Annotated in this window: 17 protein-coding genes; 15 read left to right on the forward strand and 2 right to left on the reverse strand. The window is 72.2% G+C overall.

From position 1 onward, the window contains the following. Positions 1-130 precede the first annotated feature (130 nt). Positions 131-808, reverse strand: coding sequence for a bifunctional DNA primase/polymerase (locus D7231_RS06380; protein ID WP_120753913.1), 678 nt, complete (start codon positions 806-808; stop codon positions 131-133). Between the two features lie 474 nt (positions 809-1,282). On the opposite strand from D7231_RS06380, the gene nsdA reads away from it, so the two are divergent. The 5 genes from nsdA (at position 1,283) to ffh (ending at position 9,025) form a co-directional block, all read left to right on the forward strand. Continuing rightward, positions 1,283-2,773, forward strand: a complete 1,491-nt coding sequence (gene nsdA / locus D7231_RS06385; RefSeq protein ID WP_120753914.1) for a transcriptional repressor NsdA — start codon at positions 1,283-1,285, stop codon at positions 2,771-2,773. Positions 2,774-3,170: 397 nt separating this feature from the next. Further along, positions 3,171-4,481: an ammonium transporter gene (locus D7231_RS06390; RefSeq protein ID WP_241999589.1), complete on the forward strand. Its 1,311-nt coding sequence runs from the start codon at positions 3,171-3,173 to the stop codon at positions 4,479-4,481. Further along, positions 4,478-4,816: a P-II family nitrogen regulator gene (locus D7231_RS06395; RefSeq protein ID WP_120753915.1), complete on the forward strand. Its 339-nt coding sequence runs from the start codon at positions 4,478-4,480 to the stop codon at positions 4,814-4,816. Before D7231_RS06390 ends, D7231_RS06395 begins: the two co-directional genes overlap by 4 nt. 164 nt (positions 4,817-4,980) lie before the next feature. Then, a complete protein-coding gene (locus D7231_RS06400; RefSeq protein ID WP_120753916.1) occupies positions 4,981-7,410 on the forward strand; it encodes a [protein-PII] uridylyltransferase in 2,430 nt (809 codons plus the stop codon). A 76-nt stretch (positions 7,411-7,486) separates the two neighbouring features. Next, complete coding sequence (gene ffh / locus D7231_RS06405; RefSeq protein ID WP_120753917.1) at positions 7,487-9,025, forward strand: signal recognition particle protein; 1,539 nt, start codon at positions 7,487-7,489, stop codon at positions 9,023-9,025. A 156-nt stretch (positions 9,026-9,181) separates the two neighbouring features. On the opposite strand, the gene D7231_RS06410 is transcribed toward ffh, so the two are convergent. After that, complete coding sequence (locus tag D7231_RS06410; protein ID WP_120753918.1) at positions 9,182-10,003, reverse strand: class I SAM-dependent methyltransferase; 822 nt, start codon at positions 10,001-10,003, stop codon at positions 9,182-9,184. Positions 10,004-10,299: 296 nt separating this feature from the next. Here D7231_RS06410 and proS point away from each other — a divergent pair, with 296 nt between their 5' ends. The 10 genes from proS (at position 10,300) to lepB (D7231_RS06460) (ending at position 18,488) form a co-directional block, all read left to right on the forward strand. Then, entirely contained in the window at positions 10,300-11,715 is a 1,416-nt protein-coding gene (gene proS / locus D7231_RS06415; protein ID WP_120753919.1) for a proline--tRNA ligase, read from the forward strand. 296 nt (positions 11,716-12,011) lie between these two features. Beyond that, on the forward strand, positions 12,012-12,602 hold the full coding sequence (locus tag D7231_RS06420; protein WP_120753920.1) for a hypothetical protein: 591 nt from the start codon (positions 12,012-12,014) through the stop codon (positions 12,600-12,602). A gap of 155 nt (positions 12,603-12,757) precedes the next feature. Beyond that, positions 12,758-13,192, forward strand: a complete 435-nt coding sequence (rpsP, locus tag D7231_RS06425) for a 30S ribosomal protein S16 (RefSeq protein ID WP_030369333.1) — start codon at positions 12,758-12,760, stop codon at positions 13,190-13,192. 2 nt (positions 13,193-13,194) lie between these two features. Beyond that, positions 13,195-13,434, forward strand: a complete 240-nt coding sequence (locus D7231_RS06430; RefSeq protein WP_020868149.1) for an RNA-binding protein — start codon at positions 13,195-13,197, stop codon at positions 13,432-13,434. Positions 13,435-13,518: 84 nt separating this feature from the next. Next, positions 13,519-14,211 (forward strand): ribosome maturation factor RimM, encoded by a 693-nt coding sequence (rimM, locus tag D7231_RS06435; protein WP_120753921.1) that lies wholly within the window; start codon positions 13,519-13,521, stop codon positions 14,209-14,211. Then, positions 14,211-15,029, forward strand: a complete 819-nt coding sequence (gene trmD / locus D7231_RS06440; protein WP_120753922.1) for a tRNA (guanosine(37)-N1)-methyltransferase TrmD — start codon at positions 14,211-14,213, stop codon at positions 15,027-15,029. Before rimM ends, trmD begins: the two co-directional genes overlap by 1 nt. A gap of 130 nt (positions 15,030-15,159) precedes the next feature. Then, positions 15,160-15,510 carry a 50S ribosomal protein L19 gene (rplS, locus tag D7231_RS06445; protein ID WP_030369336.1) on the forward strand — a complete coding sequence of 117 codons (351 nt, stop codon included), beginning with the start codon at positions 15,160-15,162 and terminating at the stop codon, positions 15,508-15,510. 45 nt (positions 15,511-15,555) lie between these two features. Further along, positions 15,556-16,512: a signal peptidase I gene (gene lepB, locus D7231_RS06450; RefSeq protein WP_120753923.1), complete on the forward strand. Its 957-nt coding sequence runs from the start codon at positions 15,556-15,558 to the stop codon at positions 16,510-16,512. Next, positions 16,505-17,542, forward strand: coding sequence for a signal peptidase I (gene lepB, locus D7231_RS06455; protein ID WP_120753924.1), 1,038 nt, complete (start codon positions 16,505-16,507; stop codon positions 17,540-17,542). The genes lepB (D7231_RS06450) and lepB (D7231_RS06455) overlap by 8 nt, the downstream gene beginning before the upstream one ends. Further along, a complete protein-coding gene (lepB, locus tag D7231_RS06460) occupies positions 17,484-18,488 on the forward strand; it encodes a signal peptidase I (protein ID WP_120754026.1) in 1,005 nt (334 codons plus the stop codon). Before lepB (D7231_RS06455) ends, lepB (D7231_RS06460) begins: the two co-directional genes overlap by 59 nt. Positions 18,489-18,515 lie beyond the last annotated feature (27 nt).

The following is an 18,515-nucleotide window of genomic DNA, read 5'->3' on the forward strand; positions in this document are numbered from 1 at the left end:
CCGCAGACGCACGCGCCGACGTCCCGCCCGGGCCCGGAAGCCGGGCCGAGAAAGGGCCCCTTTCGCAGGTGCAGCTGCGAAAGGGGCCCTTTCGTACGGGGCGGGCCGGGGCGGGCGCGGCCGCCGAGGCTCAGGAGGCCGCCGACCGGTGGCACACATAGGCGAGGGTGCCGAGGAGCAGCCGGGCCTGCGGGGGGCGCCCCGCGGTGTCCAGCGTGGGCGGGCGGAGCCAGCGCACGGGGCCGAGGCCGGCGTGGTCCGAGGGGGGCGCGGTGACGTGCTCGCCGGGCCCCAGGCAGCGCAGGTCGAGCCGGGCGTCGTCCCACCCCATGCGGTAGAGCAGCTGGGGGAGCTCCTGCGCGGCGCCCGGGGCGACGAAGAACAGCGCCCGGCCGTCCGGTGTGAGTGCCACGGGCCCGAGCGGCAGCCCCATGCGCTCCAGCCGGACCAGAGCGTGCCGCCCGGCCGCCTCGGCGACGTCCAGGACGTCGAAGGAGCGCCCCACGGGCAGCAGCACGGCTGCGCCCGGCACCTCGGCCCACGCGGCCGCGGCAGCGTCCAGCGTCGCCCCCGCGGGCACCGCAGGGGCGAAGGAGAGCGGGTGCGCCCCGGGGGAGGGGCAGTCGCCGGCACCGCACGAGCAGACCGCGCCCGACGGACGCCCCGTGCGGGAGGCGCGGGCGCCGGGCACCACATCCCACCCCCACAGGCCGGTGTACTCCGCCACCGTCGTCACGCACTCCGACGTGCGTCCGCGGCGCCGTGAGCCCGAGCGCAGGTCCCGGATGCCGCCGATTGTGAAGCCCATGCCCCCTCCAACGGGTCGTGCTCGCAGATGGTTACGAGTCGGAGTGTCTCGAACACGGACCGTTGCCGAATCCCTTCGGGAGGCGGCGTGACGGTGTGCGACGGGTAGTGCGGAGCCGGATGTGCGCCGGAGCGTGCATCGGTCCACCCTTTCCCTGGGCCCTCCCTGATCGTCCGGTGTCAAGTCAATCGCGTGGAGGAGCGGGCGGGTTCATTCCTTGGGGTGGCGAATGGTGGCGTTTACTGGACTGCTCTCGCCCCAGCAGTGATCGTAGGATTACTTTCGGTGCACGAACCCAAGGGAGATGTGCCCCACCGGTGGGTATGCCGGGGGCATGGACCGTCTCGTCGCCAGGCCGGAATTCCTCGCGGCCCGGGGGTGCATCGCCACACGGACAGCCGCAAGAGGCGGCAAGCTGTGGGTGGTTCACACGGTTCACGCACAGACGGCAGAGTTCGGGATGGGGGCTTCCAGGTGGGCAGCAACGGCAGCGGCGCTGGCGGTGCCGAGAAGGCTGACAAGCGCCCCAACGAGCAGTTGGGTTCCTGGTTCATGCGGAGCGGATGGTCCAAGGGCGAGCTGGCGCGCCAGGTCAACCGCAGGGCGCGGCAGTTGGGCGCCCATCACATCAGCACGGACACCTCGCGCGTGCGCCGCTGGCTGGACGGCGAGCAGCCCCGCGAGCCCATCCCGAAGATCCTCTCGGAGCTGTTCTCCGAGCGCTTCGGCTGCGTCGTCGGCATCGAGGACATCGGCCTGCGGACGGCCCACCAGTCCCCGTCCGTCTCCGGCGTCGACCTGCCCTGGGCCGGCCCGCAGACCGTCGAGCTGATCAGTGAGTTCTCCCGCAGCGACCTGATGCTGGCGCGGCGCGGCTTCCTCGGCGCCTCGCTCGCCCTCTCCGCCGGCCCCGGGCTCATCGAGCCCATGCAGCGCTGGCTGGCCCCCGGTTCCGGCGGCAAGGACGGCTCCGGCGTGCTGTCGCAGGAGCGCTCGCGGCCGGGCCGCCTCTCCGGCCCCGAGCTCGACCTCCTCGAGTCGACCACGGTGATGTTCCGCCAGTGGGACGCCCAGTGCGGCGGCGGCCTGCGCCGCAAGGCCGTGGTCGGCCAGCTCCACGAGGTCACGGACCTTCTCCAGGAGTCCCAGCCGGAGGCCACCTCCAAGCGGCTGTTCAAGGCCGCTGCCGAGCTGGCCGGGCTGGCCGGCTGGATGAGCTACGACGTCGGCCTGCACCCCACCGCCCAGAAGTACTTCGTCCTCGCGCTCCACGCCGCCAAAGAGGCCGGAGACCGCCCCCTGGGTGCGTACATCCTGTCCTGCATGAGCCGCCAGATGATCCACCTCGGCCGGCCGGACGACGCCCTGGAGCTCATCCACCTCGGCCAGTACGGATCCCGGGAGACGGCCACCGCGCGCACCCAGGCGATGCTGTACGCGGTGGAGGCCCGCGCGTACGCCAACATGGGCCAGCCCGCCAAGTGCAAGCGCGCGGTCAACATGGCGGAGGACTGCTTCTCCGACTGCACCCCGGGCGACGGCGACCCCGACTGGATCCGCTTCTTCTCCGAGGCCGAGCTCAACGCGGAGAACGCCCACTCGTACCGCGACCTCGCTTACGTGGCCGGCCGCAGCCCCACGTACACCTCCCTCGCCCGGCCCAAGATGCAGCGCGCCGTGGAGCTCTTCGCGAAGGACAACGAGCACCCCCGTTCGTATGCGCTCAATCTCATCGGCATGGCCACCGTCCACCTCATGGAGGGCGAGCCCGAGCAGTCCACCGTCGTCGCGGGCAAGGCCCTCAAGCTCGCCAAGCAGGTGCGCTCCGAGCGGGTCAACAACCGCCTGCGCAAGACCGTCGGCAATGCCGCGCGCGACTACGGGGACGTGGCCGAAGTCCTCGCCCTCACCGAGCAGATCTCCGTCCAGCTGCCGGAATCGCCGGAAGCCGTCCAGGCGGTCTGACCACCCCTGCCGGCCCCTCTACCCGGCCGCGGTGCTCCTCCCGAACAACCCGACTCGGCTCCCCCATGCCAGGTCACCCGGGCGGACGCCGCGGCCGGCCTCATGCCCGCGGCCTCATGCCCCGGGAGGACCGGCCCCGTGCCCGGCCTCATGCCCTCAGGCTCGCGCCTTGGAGGGCCGGCCCTGCACGCCGGAGCACCGGCCTCGTACGCCCGAAGGGGGCGGCGGAGAGTAGCGGCGATCACGTACCCGCCGCGTCCGCTTCACCCGGGCGTAACACGCCCGCCGCCTTCGTCACTGCCGCGAAACAAGCAGCTTCATCGGCTGAAATCCCGCTGCGCCAACCTCATGGCGAAAACCGGCCCGCTCGGGCCACCGCTTCGAGGAGACACCGACCATGAATGGCGCGGATACCGCATTCGTATTGATCAGTGCCGCACTCGTGATGCTGATGACACCGGGACTGGCCTTCTTCTACGGCGGCATGGTGCGGGTCAAGAGCGCCTTGAACATGCTGATGATGTCGTTCGTCTCGCTCGGCATCGTCACCGTCCTGTGGGTGCTCTACGGCTACTCGCTCGCCTTCGGCGACGACGTCGGCGTGGGACTGCTCGGCGACCTCGGCCACATCGGATTCAAGGGCATCAGCCCCGAGACCCTGACCGGGGGCAAGGAAGGCATCCCCGTCTTCGCCTTCGCCCTCTTCCAGCTGATGTTCGCCGTCATCACCCCCGCCCTGATGAGCGGGGCCCTCGCCGACCGCGTGAAGTTCAGCGCCTGGGCCCTGTTCATCACCCTCTGGGTCAGCGTGGTCTACTTCCCCGTCGCCCACTGGGTCTGGCAGGCCGACGGCTGGCTGTTCAAGCTCAAGGTGATCGACTTCGCGGGCGGCACCGCCGTCCACATCAACGCGGGCATCGGCGCGCTCGCCGCGGTCCTCGTCGTCGGCAAGCGCATCGGCTTCAAGAAGGACCCCATGCGCCCGCACAGCCTGCCGCTGGTGGTGCTCGGCACGGGGCTGCTGTGGTTCGGCTGGTTCGGCTTCAACGCGGGCTCCGCGCTCGCCGCCAACGGCACCGCCGCCAACATGGCCATGAACACCCAGGTCGCCACCGGCGCCGCCATGCTCGGATGGCTCGCCTACGAGCGCATCCGGCACGGGGCCTTCACCACCCTGGGAGCCGCCTCGGGCGCCGTCGCGGGGCTCGTCGCCATCACCCCCTCGGGCGCCGCCGTCAACGCCTTCGGCGCCCTCCTCATCGGCGTCGTCGCCGGCGCCGTGTGCTCCTGGGCCGTCAGCCTGAAGTTCCGGCTCGGCTTCGACGATTCCCTCGACGTCGTCGGCGTCCACCTGGTGGGCGGCGTCATCGGCACCCTCCTCGTCGGCCTCCTCGCCACCGACGGAGTCGGTGGCGCCACGCAGCTCGGCCGGCAGGCCGTCGGCGCCTTCTCCGTCATGGCCTACTCGTTCACCGTCTCCTGGCTCCTTGCCAAACTCGTGGACAAGACCATCGGCTTCCGGGCCACCGAGGACGACGAGGTCGGCGGCATCGACCAGGCCTTCCACGCCGAGACCGCCTACGACCTCACCGGGGTCGGCGCCGTCACCCGCAGCGCCGCGCCCGCCCCGCAGCGCCCGGCCGGCACCCCGGAACAGGCCGGACCGGACGAGGCGGGCACCCCGCAGAACAAGAAGGTGGACGCATGAAGCTCATCACCGCAGTCGTCAAGCCCTTCCGCGTCGACGACATCAAGGAAGCCCTTCAGACCTTCGGCATCCAGGGCCTGACCGTCACCGAGGCCAGCGGCTACGGCCGCCAGCGCGGCCACACGGAGGTCTACCGCGGCGCCGAGTACCAGGTCGACCTCGTCCCCAAGGTCCGCATCGAGGTCCTCGTCGAGGACGGCGACGCCGAGGACGTCATCGACGTCATCGTCAAGAAGGCCCACACCGGCAAGATCGGCGACGGCAAGGTCTGGGTCGTCCCCGTCGAGACCGTCGTCCGCGTACGCACCGGCGAACGCGGCCCCGACGCCATCTGACCCGTGGGGCCCGGCCCGTCGGGCCCCATGCGGCGGGCTCGATCCACCGGGCCCGCCGAGCCTTGCGGTGCCGGGCCCGGCCCGCCGGGCTCACCCGGTGGGCCGGCCGGCCGGACCCACTCCACCGGACGCGACCCCATCAGCACGCCGCGAAGGGAGCCGAGTTGACCGGCCCGCAGACCCGCCCCGCCGACACCGAGCCCGGCGGCTACGCGGCGGCCCGGCTGCACCTCCTGCACCAGGGGGCGCTCACCGGACCGCCGCGCCGCGCCGCCCTCGCCCGGATCACCGACCAGTGGCTCGGCGCCCTGCTCGGCGAGACCCGGGGAGTCGCCCTCGTTGCCGTCGGAGGCTACGGGCGCGGCGAACTGTCGCCCCGCAGCGACCTCGACGTCCTCCTCCTGCACGACGGCACCGCGGACATCTCCAAGATCGCCGCCATCGCCGACCGCGTCTGGTACCCGGTCTGGGACATGGGCCTCGCGCTCGACCACTCCGTGCGCACCCCCGCCGAGGCCCGCCGCACCGCCGCCGGTGACCTCAAGGTCCACCTCGGCCTCCTCGACGCCCGCCACCTCGCCGGCGACGAACAGCTCACCGCGGCCCTGCGCACCACCGCCTACGCGGACTGGCGCGCCCAGGCCCCCACCCGCCTCCCCGAACTCCGCGAACTCGGCGAGGACCGCACCCGGCACCAGGGCGAGCTCCGCTTCCTCCTCGAACCCGACCTCAAGGAGGCACGGGGCGGCCTCCGCGACGCCACCGCCCTGCGCGCCGTCGCCGCCTCATGGCTCGCCGACGCGCCCCGTGCGGGGCTCGAACGCGCCCGCACGCACCTCCTCGACGTCCGTGACGCCCTCCACCTCACCACCGGGCGCGCCACCGACCGGCTCGCCCTCCAGGAGCAGGACCAGGTCGCCGAGGCCCTCGGCCTCGCCGACGCCGACGCCCTCCTGCACGGCGTGTACGAGGCGGCCCGTACGGTCTCCTACGCCGCGGACATCACCTGGCGCGAGGTCGGCCGGGTCCTGCGCGCCCGCTCCGTGCGGCCACGGCTGCGGCGCATCCTGGGCGGGCGCGGGGGGCGGGGCGGTTTCGCCGAGGTCGAACGGCTCTCCCTGGCCGACGGGGTGGTGGAGCAGGACGGCGAGGCCGGGCTCGCCCGCACCGCGCGGCCCGAGCGCGACCCCGTTCTGGCGCTCCGTGCGGCCGCGGCGGCGGCCCAGGCCGGCCTGCCGCTGTCGCCCCATGCGGTGCGCCGCCTCGCCGCCTCGGCGGGCCCCATGCCGCAGCCCTGGCCCGCTGAGGCCCGCGAACAGCTCGTGACGCTCCTGGGCGCGGGGCCGCCCACCGTGCCCGTCTGGGAGGCCCTCGAAGCCGAGGGGATCGTCTCCGGGCTGCTGCCCGAGTGGGAACACGTGCGCTGCCGCCCCCAGCGCAACGCCGTCCATCGCTGGACCGTCGACCGGCACCTCGTCGAGACGGCCGTCCGCGCCGCCGGCCTCACGCGCCGCGTCGGCCGCCCGGACCTCCTGCTCGTCGCCGCCCTGCTGCACGACATCGGCAAGGGGCTGCCCGGCGACCACTCCGTCACGGGCGAGGCCCTCGCGCGTGACATCGCCCGCAGGACCGGCTTCGACGCCGCCGACACCGACGTCCTCGCCACGCTCGTCCGCCACCACCTGCTGCTGATCGACACCGCCACCCGGCGCGACCTCGCCGACCCGGCGACCGTCCGCACTGTCACCGACGCCGTACCGGACGCGGCCACGCTGGAGCTCCTGCACGCCCTCACCGAGGCCGACGCCCTCGCCACGGGGCCCGCCGCATGGAGCGCCTGGCGCGCGTCGCTCGTCGCCGATCTGGTCCGCCGGGCCGCGGCGGCCCTCGCGGGGGACGGGGCCCCGGCGCCCCATGCGCCCGCTCCGCCCGGTCCGGAGGCGCTCCGCCTGGCCGCCGAGGCCGTCCGTACGGGCGGCCCGGCCGTGACGCTCGAGTCCCGCCCGGAGGGCACGGGGCCCGCCGCCGACGGCGACCCGGCCCCTGTCGGCGTGGAGCTGCGGATCGCCGTCCCCGACCAGCCCGGCGTCCTGCCCGCCGCGGCCGGCGTCCTGGCACTGCACCGGCTGACCGTACGGGCCGCGGACCTGCACGCGGTCGACGGAGCGCTCGTGCTGAACTGGCGTGTGGCGGCCGAGTACGGCACCCCGCCCGGGGCCGCCCGCCTGCGCAACGACCTCGTGCGCGCCCTGGACGGTTCCCTCGACGTCCCGGCCCGCCTGGCCGAGCGCGAGGCCGCGTACAGCAAGCGCCGGCGGGGCGTGGTGCACGCCCCGCCGAGCGTGACGGTCGCCGCGGCGGCCTCGCACGGGGCCACGGTCCTGGAGGTCCGCGCCCAGGACGAGCCCGGGCTGCTCCACCGCATCGGCCGGGCCCTGGACGGGGCGGGTGTCTGGGTGCGCAGCGCCCGCGTGAGCACGCTCGGGGCGAGCGCGGTGGATGCGTTCTACGTGACGGGCCCGGACGGGGCCGCGCTCACGCCCCGTGCGGCCTCCGCGATCGCTCGCGCGATGGAGGAGGCGCTGGGCGGCTGACCGGACCGGGAGGGTGCGGATACCCTTGGGGGTCAGCCGCCGACTTGACACTCAACAAGAAGGATCCGCGACCACCGTGTTCGATACCCTCTCCGACCGCCTCGCAGCGACTTTCAAGAACCTCCGGGGCAAGGGCCGCCTCTCCGAGGCGGACATCGACGCCACCGCGCGCGAGATCCGTATCGCCCTGCTCGAGGCGGACGTGGCCCTGCCCGCCGTCCGTGCGTTCATCAAGCAGGTCAAGGAGCGGGCGCTCGGCGCCGAGGTCTCGCAGGCCCTCAACCCCGCCCAGCAGGTCATCAAGATCGTCAACGAGGAGCTCATCGGCATCCTCGGCGGCGAGACCCGCCGGCTGCGCTTCGCCAAGACCGCGCCGACCGTCATCATGCTCGCCGGCCTCCAGGGTGCCGGTAAGACGACGCTCGCGGGCAAGCTGGGCCGCTGGCTGAAGGGCCAGGGGCACGCCCCGCTGCTCGTCGCCTGTGACCTTCAGCGCCCCAACGCCGTCAACCAGCTCTCCGTCGTCGCCGAGCGCGCCGGCGTCGGCGTCTACGCGCCGCAGCCGGGTAACGGCGTCGGCGACCCGGTCCAGGTCGCCAAGGACTCGATCGAGTTCGCCCGCACCAAGCAGTACGACATCGTCATCGTCGACACCGCCGGCCGCCTCGGCATCGACGCCGAGATGATGCAGCAGGCCGCGGACATCCGCGACGCGGTCTCCCCGGACGAGATCCTGTTCGTTCTCGACGCCATGATCGGCCAGGACGCGGTCAACACCGCCGAGGCCTTCCGCGACGGCGTCGGCTTCGACGGCGTGGTGCTCTCCAAGCTCGACGGCGACGCCCGCGGCGGTGCCGCCCTGTCGGTCGCGCACGTGACCGGCAAGCAGATCATGTTCGCCTCCAACGGCGAGAAGCTGGACGACTTCGACGCGTTCCACCCGGACCGCATGGCGTCCCGCATCCTTGGCATGGGCGACATGCTCAGCCTGATCGAGAAGGCCGAGCAGACCTTCAGCCAGGACGAGGCCGAGAAGATGGCGGCCAAGCTGGCGAAGGGCCCCAAGGAGTTCACGCTCGACGACTTCCTGTCGCAGATGGAGCAGGTCCGCAAGATGGGCTCCATCAGCAAGCTCCTCGGCATGCTGCCGGGCATGGGGCAGATCAAGGACCAGATCAACAACCTGGACGAGCGCGACGTCGACCGCACCGCCGCGATCATCAAGTCCATGACCCCGGCCGAGCGCCAGGACCCGACGATCATCAACGGCTCGCGCCGGGCCCGCATCGCCAAGGGTTCGGGCGTGGACGTCAGCGCCGTCAAGAACCTGGTGGAGCGGTTCTTCGACGCCCGCAAGATGATGTCCCGCATGGCGCAGGGCGGCGGCATGCCGGGGATGCCCGGCCTGCCGGGCATGGGTGGCGGCGCCGGCCGCAAGAAGAAGCAGCAGAAGCAGGCCAAGGGCAAGCGCCAGAGCGGCAACCCGATGAAGCGCAAGGCCGAGGAGCAGGCCGCGGCCGCCCGCCGCGAACAGGGCGGCGCCCTGGGTCTGCCCGCGGGCGAGGACGCGAAGAACTTCGAACTCCCGGAGGAGTTCAAGAAGTTCATGGGCTGACCGCGCACGTCCCGCGGCGCGCCGCCGTAGGCGCGTGCGCGGACAGCGTCCTGTAGGCGGCCGCATCCGCATTAAACATCGACAGCCCCCGCAGCCGAGAGGCCGCGGGGGCTGTCGCGTACGCGCCGCGCCTTCCGCTGCGGACGCGGACGTCGGCTAGGCGCGCGCTATCAGGTAGCGGAAGACGTTGGGCATCCACACCGTGCCGTCGCGGCGCAGATACGGGTGGAGCGCCTCGACGAGCTCCTTGGTGACCTGTTCCTCGTCCGTGGCGCGGGCGGCCGCGTCGAAGGCGCCGGTGGAGAGCATGCCGCGCACCGCGCTGCCCATGTCGGCATAGCCGTACGGGCAGGCGACCCGCCCCGAGCCGTCCGGCCGGAGACCCGCCTCATGCGCCAGGTTCTCCAGGTCGTCGCGGCCGCTCGGCCGCCAGCGCGCCGGTGCGCACATGGGGTCCGCGAGCCGGGCCGCGACCCGAAGCGCCCCCGACGCCGCGCAGCGCTCCTGGGGGCCCCAGCCCGCCAGCACCACGGGGGCGCCCCGCTCGGCGCACGAGGCCGCCCGGGCGAGCGCCGCGGCCATGCCACGCGCGCTCCCGCCCGCGCAGTACAGCGGGTCGAAGGCAGTGATCAGGTTGAAGGCCGGCGCGCCCCGCTCCATGAGGCTCTCGGGGGCCCCGTGCCCCAGGCGCGCGGCGCCGCCGCCCTCGGGCAGCAGCCGCTCGCGGGCGAGCGCGAGCCGGCGGCCGTCCGGGTCGACGCCGGAGACCGTGGCGCCGCGGGCGGCCGCCATGAGCAGGGCCAGGCCGGATCCGCAGCCCAGGCTGAGCAGCCTGGTGCCCGAGCCGACCTCGAGGCGTTCGTACACCGCTTCGTAGAGCGGCACCAGCATCCGTTCCTGGATTTCCGCCCAGTCACGGGCCCGCGACTCGGGCGACGAAGAGGACGGCCGGTGCCGCCGAACGAGCGTAGGTGTCATGGAAAGCGCCCCAATCCGCCGAGAGACGTGTGCATGCCCGATCCACCGCCCCCGTGTGCTGCCGTGCGCGTTGCCGGAAAGCACCCCCTGGTGCCAGGGAACTCCGCATCCGTTCCCGAGTCCAGGGGGTGGCGCAGGCGCGTTCCCGTACGCCCACGATGGCATGTGCCGGGCGCATCCGCACGGGAGGCGCACAAGGGCGCGTACGCGGCCGGTGGCGGCGCACGGACGGCGCGGGGGAGGGGCCGGAACGGCGGATTCACGCTCGGACGGATCGGGCCCGTACCATTCGCATCATGGCAAAGGCTCCCATTCTCACCCCCCAGGCGGACGACTTCCCCCGCTGGTACCAGGACTTGATCAACAAGGCCGAGCTGGCCGACAACGGCCCCGTGCGCGGCACCATGGTCATCCGGCCGTACGGGTACGGGCTCTGGGAGCGCATGCAGCAGGAGATGGACGCGCGCATCAAGGACGCGGGCGCTTCCAACGCGTACTTCCCCCTCTTCATCCCGCAGTCGTACCTGACGCGTGAGGCCGAGCACGTCGAGGGCTTCGCCCCCGAGCTCGCGGTCGTCACGCACGGCGGCGGCAAGGAGCTGGAGGAGCCGGTCGTCGTGCGCCCCACCTCCGAGACGATCATCAACGACTACTTCTCGAAGTGGGTGCAGAGCTACCGCGACCTGCCCCTGCTGATCAACCAGTGGGCGAATGTGGTCCGTTGGGAGATGCGCCCGCGCGTCTTCCTGCGCACCACCGAGTTCCTCTGGCAGGAGGGCCACACCGCCCACGCCACCTACGAGGATGCCCGGGACTACGCCGCGTACATCCACAAGGAGGTGTACGCGGACTTCATGATCAACGTCCTGGGCATCGACGTGGTCCTCGGCCGCAAGACGCCCAAGGAGCGCTTCGCGGGCGCGATCAACACCCTCACCCTCGAGGGCATGATGGGCGACGGCAAGGCGCTGCAGATGGGCACCAGCCACGAGCTCGGCCAGAACTTTGCCAAGGCCTTCAACACCTCCTACCTGTCCAAGGACGGCCGGCAGGAGCTGGTCTGGCAGACCTCCTGGGGCTCCTCCACCCGGATGGTCGGCGGTCTGATCATGTCGCACGGCGACGATAACGGCCTGCGCGTGCCGCCGCGCCTGGCGCCGGTCCAGGCCGTCGTCCTCGCGATCAAGGGTGACGACGCCGTCATCGCCAAGGTCCGCGAGATCGGCGACCAGCTGAAGGCCGCCGGAGTCCGGGTACAGGTCGACGACCGCACGGACACGCCGTTCGGCCGCCGCGCCGTGGACTGGGAGCTCAAGGGTGTCCCGGTGCGCATCGAGGTCGGCCCGCGCGACCTGGAGAACGGCACCGCGATGCTGGCCCGCCGCATCCCCGGTGGTAAGGAGCCGGTCCGCATCGACGAGCTCGTCGGGATGCTGCCGAAGGTCCTGGAGGAGGACCAGGCGCTGCTGCTGACCCAGTCGCGCGAGCGCCGCGAGTCCCGTACGAGCGACGTGACGACCATCGAGGAGGCCGCCGAGGCCGCCGTCGCCGGCGGCTGGGCGCGGATCCGCTGGGCGGACCTGGGTCCGGAGGGCGAGGCCAAGCTGGCCGAGCAGGCCGTGTCCGTCCGCTGCCTGGTGGCCGAGGACGGCTCCGTGCCGCAGTCGGACGACGCGCCGGGCACGATCGCGATCGTGGGGCGCGCCTACTAAGAGCGAAGGCATGGGGCGGCGCATGGGGCACCCGGGGACGGGTCGCCTCGTGCGCCGCCCTCCACGCTCCACGGGGCGCCCAGGGGCGCCGGCCGGCCCTAGGGGGCGCACGCCCCCCGGTGCGCGCTTACTGGTGAGTCAGTACGTCCCGGGTTGCGAACGGGTGCGCGGCTTCTCCATAGATCTGCGCACCCGCCCTCGTCGCGACGCATGAGCGTGAAACTGACTGGTACGTGCAAATTATTTGGGATGGCCCGGTATCGGAACACCGGGCCGCCCCTGCTCGTTGTCACGACGTGAGCACGACACCACCTGTTCTCGCCGCAGAGCTGGCGCAGGCGTGGGCCGACATTCAGCGGCACCACCCCGAGCTGCCGGATCTTGCCGCGCCCGAATCGCTGATCGGGGAGTCGTCGTCCGCATGCGGCGCCGAGCTCTCCTTCGAACGGCTGCTGCACGAGGCAGTGCACGGCATCGCGGCCGCCCGCGGTGTACGTGACACGTCACGCGCGGGCCGCTACCACAATCGCCGGTTCCTGGCGATCGCCGAGGAGCTCGGGCTCGACCACAGCGACGATCCGCATCCCAGCAGCGGCTTCTCCCTGGTCGTGCTCAACCCGGAAGCGCGCAAGCGCTACCGCCCCACCATCGACAGACTCCAGCGCGCCCTCAAGGCGCACACGGTCGCCACCACCGCCGACACCTCGCGCACCTTCCGCGGGCCGGCGGCGCGGCACGGCTCGTCGGGCGGCGGCGTACGGGTCAAGGCGGTGTGCGAATGCGGCCGGAACGTGCGGGTCGTGCCCTCCGTGCTCGCCCAGGCGCCCATCATGTGCGGCGGCTGCGGCCAGCCCTTCCGGATTCCCGAGGCGGTCACGGTCGGCTGACCTGGAGCGGTGTGGCACAATGGGACGCTGTACTCGACAGTCGCATAGGACCCCTCTCTCCTCCGGCTGGCGCGTCCATCGGGCATCCGAGTACCGCAACCCCACGTGGCATCTCGTTGTGCCCAACCACGTCAAGACCAGGAGACACCACTCCCGTGGCAGTCAAGATCAAGCTGAAGCGTCTGGGCAAGATCCGTTCGCCTCACTACCGCATCGTCATCGCCGACTCCCGTACCCGCCGTGACGGCCGGGCCATCGAGGAGATCGGTCTGTACCACCCGGTGCAGAACCCCTCGCGCATCGAGGTCGACTCCGAGCGTGTCCAGTACTGGCTGGGTGTCGGCGCGCAGCCGACCGAGCCCGTCATGGCCATCCTCAAGGTCACCGGTGACTGGCAGAAGTTCAAGGGCCTGCCGGCCCCGGCCCCGATGCTCGTCGCCGAGCCGAAGAAGGACCACAGCGGTCTCTTCGACGCCGTCGTGAGCGCCGCGGGCGAGGCGAAGGGTGAGGCCATCACCCCGAAGGCGAAGAAGTCGGAGAAGAAGGACGAGGCCGCTGAGGCCGAGTCCGCTGAGTCGACCGAGGCCTGAGGATGCTCGAGGAGGCCCTTGAGCACCTCGTGAAGGGCATCGTCGACAACCCCGACGAGGTGCAGGTCGCTTCGCGCAACCTGCGCCGCGGGCGCGTGCTGGAGGTCCGGGTCCACCCCGACGACCTCGGCAAGGTGATCGGCCGCAACGGCCGCACCGCGCGCGCTCTGCGCACTGTCGTGGGCGCCATCGGCGGCCGTGGCATCCGCGTCGACCTTGTCGACGTGGATCAGGTCCGCTGAGAAGCGGTTGAGCACCGGCACGGGCCGGGAAGGGCTTGGGCCCTTCCCGGCCCGTTGTCGCGTACGGAGAGCAGAGAAGGAAACATGCAGCTCGTAGTCGGCAGGATCGGCCGCGCCCACGGCATCCGGGGCGAGGTCACGGTTGAGGTGCGTACGGACGAGCCCGAACTGCGGCTCGGGCCCGGCGCCGTCCTGGCCACGGACCCCGCCCCCGTGGGGCCGCTGACCATCGAGTCCGGCCGCGTGCACAGCGGCCGGCTGCTGCTGCGCTTCGCGGGTGTGGGCGACCGTACGGCCGCCGAGGCGCTCCGCAACACCCTCCTCATTGCCGAGGTCGACCCGGAGGACACCCCGGAGGACCCCGAGGAGTTCTACGACCACCAGCTGATGGACCTGGAGGTCGTCACCGTCGACGGCACCGTCGTCGGCCGGATCAGCGAGATCTCCCACCTGCCGTCGCAGGACCTGTTCATCGTGGAGCGGGCCGACGGGTCCGAGGTCATGATCCCCTTCGTCTCCGAGATCGTCACGGAGATCGACCTGGACGAGCAGCGCGCCGTCATCGACCCGCCGCGCGGCCTGATCGACGCCGACGAGGCGGAGGTCGCGTCCGCGCGTGAGGCGGAGCACGGCGCGGCGGCGCATGGGGCGGCCACTGAGGCGGCGCATGGGGCGGCGCACGAGGCCGGACAGGCCCCTGAGGCGGAGTCCGGCCAGGATGCCGGTCACGGCTCCGAGCAGGATTCCGGGCGAGGCTCCGAGCGGGGCGACGCCTGATGCGCATCGACGTCGTCACGATCTTCCCCGAGTACCTCGAGCCGCTGAACGTCTCACTCGTCGGCAAGGCGCGCGCACGGGGCCTCCTGGACGTCCGTCTGCACGACCTGCGGGAATGGACGCACGACAAGCACAACACCGTCGACGACACGCCCTACGGCGGCGGCCCCGGCATGGTCATGAAGCCGGATCCCTGGGGCGAGGCCCTGGACGCGGTCATCGGCTCGGGGGTACAGGGGGAGGAGCCGCCCGTGCTCGTCGTCCCGACCCCCAGCGGCCGCCCCTTCACCCAGGAGCTCGCCGTGGAGCTCTCCGAGAAGCCGTGGCTGGTCTTCACCCCCGCCCGCTACGAGGGCATCGACCGCCGGGTCATCGAGGAGTACGGCGACCGCCTCGACGTGCGCGAGGTGTCCATCGGCGACTACGTCCTGGCCGGCGGCGAGGCCCCCGTCCTCGTGATGGTCGAGGCCGTCGCGCGCCTGCTGCCCGGCGTCCTCGGCAACGCCGAGTCCCACCGCGACGACTCCTTCGCCCCGGGCGCCATGGCGGACCTCCTCGAGGGCCCCGTCTATACCAAGCCCCCGGAGTGGCGCGGCCGTGGCATCCCCGACGTCCTGCTCAGCGGCCACCACGGCAAGATCGCCCGCTGGCGCCGCGACGAGGCGTTCCGCCGCACCGTGCGCAACCGCCCCGATCTGATCGAGCGCGCGGACCCCGCGGCCTTCGACAAGAAGGACCGCGAGATCCTCTCGATCCTGGGCTGGGGCCCCGGACCCGACGGCCGATTTGGGCGAGTGGCCCCGGACGTGGAAGAATAAGCCGTTGCCTTGCGCCCGGCGCGCGCCCCTGCCACAGGGGGAACGACGTCCGCCCGGTGCTCCGGCACCATCCCCACTTCAGTACGAATTCCGCTGATGACCTGTGGCATCGGCGAGGAAGCAGACGCATATGTCCTCCCTGCTCGACAACGTCAACGCCGCGTCGCTGCGCACCGACGTTCCGGCCTTCCGCCCCGGCGACACCGTGAACGTCCACGTCCGCGTCATCGAGGGCAACCGCTCCCGTATCCAGCAGTTCAAGGGTGTCGTCATCCGCCGCCAGGGCGCGGGCATCAGCGAGACCTTCACGGTCCGCAAGGTCTCGTTCTCCGTCGGCGTCGAGCGCACCTTCCCGGTGCACAGCCCGATCTTCGAGAAGGTCGAGCTGGTCACCCGCGGTGACGTCCGTCGCGCCAAGCTGTACTACCTCCGTGAGCTCCGCGGCAAGGCCGCGAAGATCAAGGAGAAGCGCGACAACTGAGCTTCCGTCCGGAGTCCGCGCCCGGCCGGATAGGCTTTCGGCTCGATGGACACCGACGTACAGCTTTCGGAGCGCGACCGCTCTCCCCGCCCCGCAGAGGGGGAGGAGCAGGGGTCGCGCTCCTCGCGTTTTCCCGCCTCTCCGGCGGCCTCGGCCAGGGCCGCCGGGGCATGGCTGCGGGGCGGCGGCCCCATGCGCCGTGCAGGCGTGCTGCTGGCGCTCTGCCTCGCCTTCATGCTGCTGCTGAGCAGCTATGTGGTGCAGCCCTTCCTGATCCCCAGCGGCTCGATGGAGAACACGCTCCGCGTGGGGGACCGCGTCCTGGTCAACAAGCTCGCCTACACCTTCGGGGACGAGCCGCAGCGCGGTGACGTGATCGTCTTCGACGGCACCGGGTCCTTCGTCCAGGACGTGCCGGCGGAGAACCCGGTGGCGGCGCTGTTCCGCAAGGCCGCCTCGTCCGTCGGCCTCATGGGGCCCGCGGCGACGGTCTACATCAAGCGCGTGGTCGGTGTCGCGGGCGACCGGGTCACCTGCTGCGACGCGCGCGGCCGGTTGCAGGTCAACGGCCACCCGGTGGACGAGAACTTCCTCTACCCGGGCGACGAGCCCTCGAGCGTGCCCTTCGACGTCGTGGTGCCCGCGGGGAAGCTGTGGGTGATGGGCGACCACCGGGGCGACTCCCGCGACTCGCGTGATCACCTGGGGGAGCCCGGCGGGGGCATGGTGCCGGTGAGCAGGGTCGTCGGACGGGCCGACTGGATCGCCTGGCCCTTCGGGAGGATGAGCACCCTGGAGCGCCCCGGCGCCTACGCGCGCGTTCCGGAGCCCGACGAGAGGGCCGGACACGTAGGACAGCCGGCCGCACGGGGCGGGGAGCAGCAGCCCGCACGGGGCGCCGCACGAGGCGGCGAGCACACCGCAGGGCCGGACGGACAGGCCCCCGGTCCCGCCGGGCGCCCCGCGGAGCCCGCAGGACACGCAGGGAGGCCGGGTGGGTAGCCGGGGGCGTACGCTGCCGGGCCCGGCAGGCCCCGCGGACGCGGGACCGGCCGGTACGGGCGTCGCGGCCACGGGCGGCCGCGCGGCGCGGCGCAAGGCGGCCCGGCGGGTCAAGCGGCGCCGGCGCCGCTCCGCGGTCAAAGAGGTGCCGATCCTCATAGCGGTCGCGCTGCTGATCGCCCTCGTGCTCAAGACCTTCCTGGTGCAGGCGTTCGTGATCCCCTCCGGCTCCATGGAGCAGACCATCCGGATCGGCGACCGCGTGCTCGTGGACAAGCTGACCCCCTGGTTCGGCTCCAGGCCGCAGCGCGGTGACGTCATCGTCTTCCGGGACCCCGGCGGCTGGCTGGACGGGGAGGTCGCGGACACCGGGCCCGACCCGGTGGGGGTCAAACAGGTCAAGCAGTTCCTGACCTTCATCGGCCTGCTGCCGTCGGCGAACGAGCACGACCTGATCAAGCGGGTGATCGGCGTCGGCGGTGACACGGTCAAGTGCTGCGACAAGAACGGCAAAATCACGGTCAACGGAACGCCGCTCGACGAGCCCTACCTCCACCCCGGCAACCCGCCCTCCAAGCTCGACTTCACGGTACGGGTCCCCGCGGGGCGCTACTTCGTGATGGGCGACCACCGTTCGAACTCGGCTGATTCCCGCTTCCACCTGGACGATCCCGGCCAGGGCACCGTGCCGCAGGACCTGGTGGTCGGGCGCGCGGTCGTGATCGCCTGGCCGCTGGGCCACTGGCGGCAGCTGTCCGAAAGAGACACTTTCGCATCGGTCGGTGACGCGCCGCCCGCGGAGACACAAGCGCGCGGTTCGCCGCATAGTGTGTCCCCCATGGATCAGCAAGGATCGATCCAACTCCCGACCCCTGCGGAACTCCCGCTCGTTATGGGAGTGGTGGGCCTGCCCCATGCGTACGGCAGGCCGCAGCGTGGAGAGCGGAGCGAGAGGAGTGGATGTGGGGGACTTGGCGGTCGGCGCACGGTCCGGTCACGAAGAGCCCGAGAAGCGTCCCGGGGAGGCTGACGGGTCGCCAGGGGCCGGGGTGCCGGCGGAGGCCATGTCCCAGGCGTCCCAGGAGGCTACGGGCGGACCGGCGCGGACGGACGGCGAAGACGTGAGCCCGGGCGGGGACGCCGACGGCGAGGGGCCGCGCGGGGCGCAGCCCAAGAAGCAGCGGTCGTTCTGGAAGGAACTGCCGATCCTGATCGGCATCGCCCTGGTCCTCGCGCTGCTGATCAAGACGTTCCTGGTGCAGGCGTTCTCGATCCCTTCGGACTCGATGCAGAACACCCTCCAGCGCGGTGACCGCGTGCTGGTGGACAAGCTCACCCCGTGGTTCGGCGCCGAGCCCGAGCGCGGCGAGGTCGTGGTCTTCCACGACCCCGACAACTGGCTCGGCGACGAGGCCCAGACCCCGCAGCCCGGCCCGGTGGGCGGCGGCGTGCAGAAGGTCCTCAGCTTCATCGGCCTCATGCCCTCGGCCGAGGAGAAGGACCTCATCAAGCGCGTCATCGCGGTCGGCGGGGACACCGTGGAGTGCCAGAAGGGCGGCCCGGTCAAGGTCAACGGCAAGGCGCTGTCGGAGAAGGACTACCTCTTCCCCGACAACACCCCGTGCGACGACCAGCCCTTCGGCCCGATCGAGATCCCCAAGGGCAAGCTCTGGGTGATGGGCGACCACCGCCAGAACTCCCTGGACTCGCGCTACCACCCGAACCAGGACCACGGCTTCGTCCCCGTGTCGGACGTCGTGGGCCGCGCCTTCGTGGTCGCCTGGCCGATCAACCGCTGGTCCTTCCTCGGCGTTCCCGGCACCTTCGATCAGCCGGGGATCAACGCTGCCGCCGCGGCCGCGCCGTCCGCGTTCGGGCTCGCCGGAGCGGTGCCGCTCGTCCTGTGGCGGCGGCGCAAGTCGGCCGCACGGAGCGGCACCGAGGAGCTCACCCTCCGGAGCGCCCCCAGGGACTGACCGGCAGAGCCTCCCGAAGGGCTGACT

This window comes from Streptomyces klenkii (assembly GCF_003626645.1).
Lineage (GTDB): Bacteria > Actinomycetota > Actinomycetes > Streptomycetales > Streptomycetaceae > Streptomyces > Streptomyces klenkii.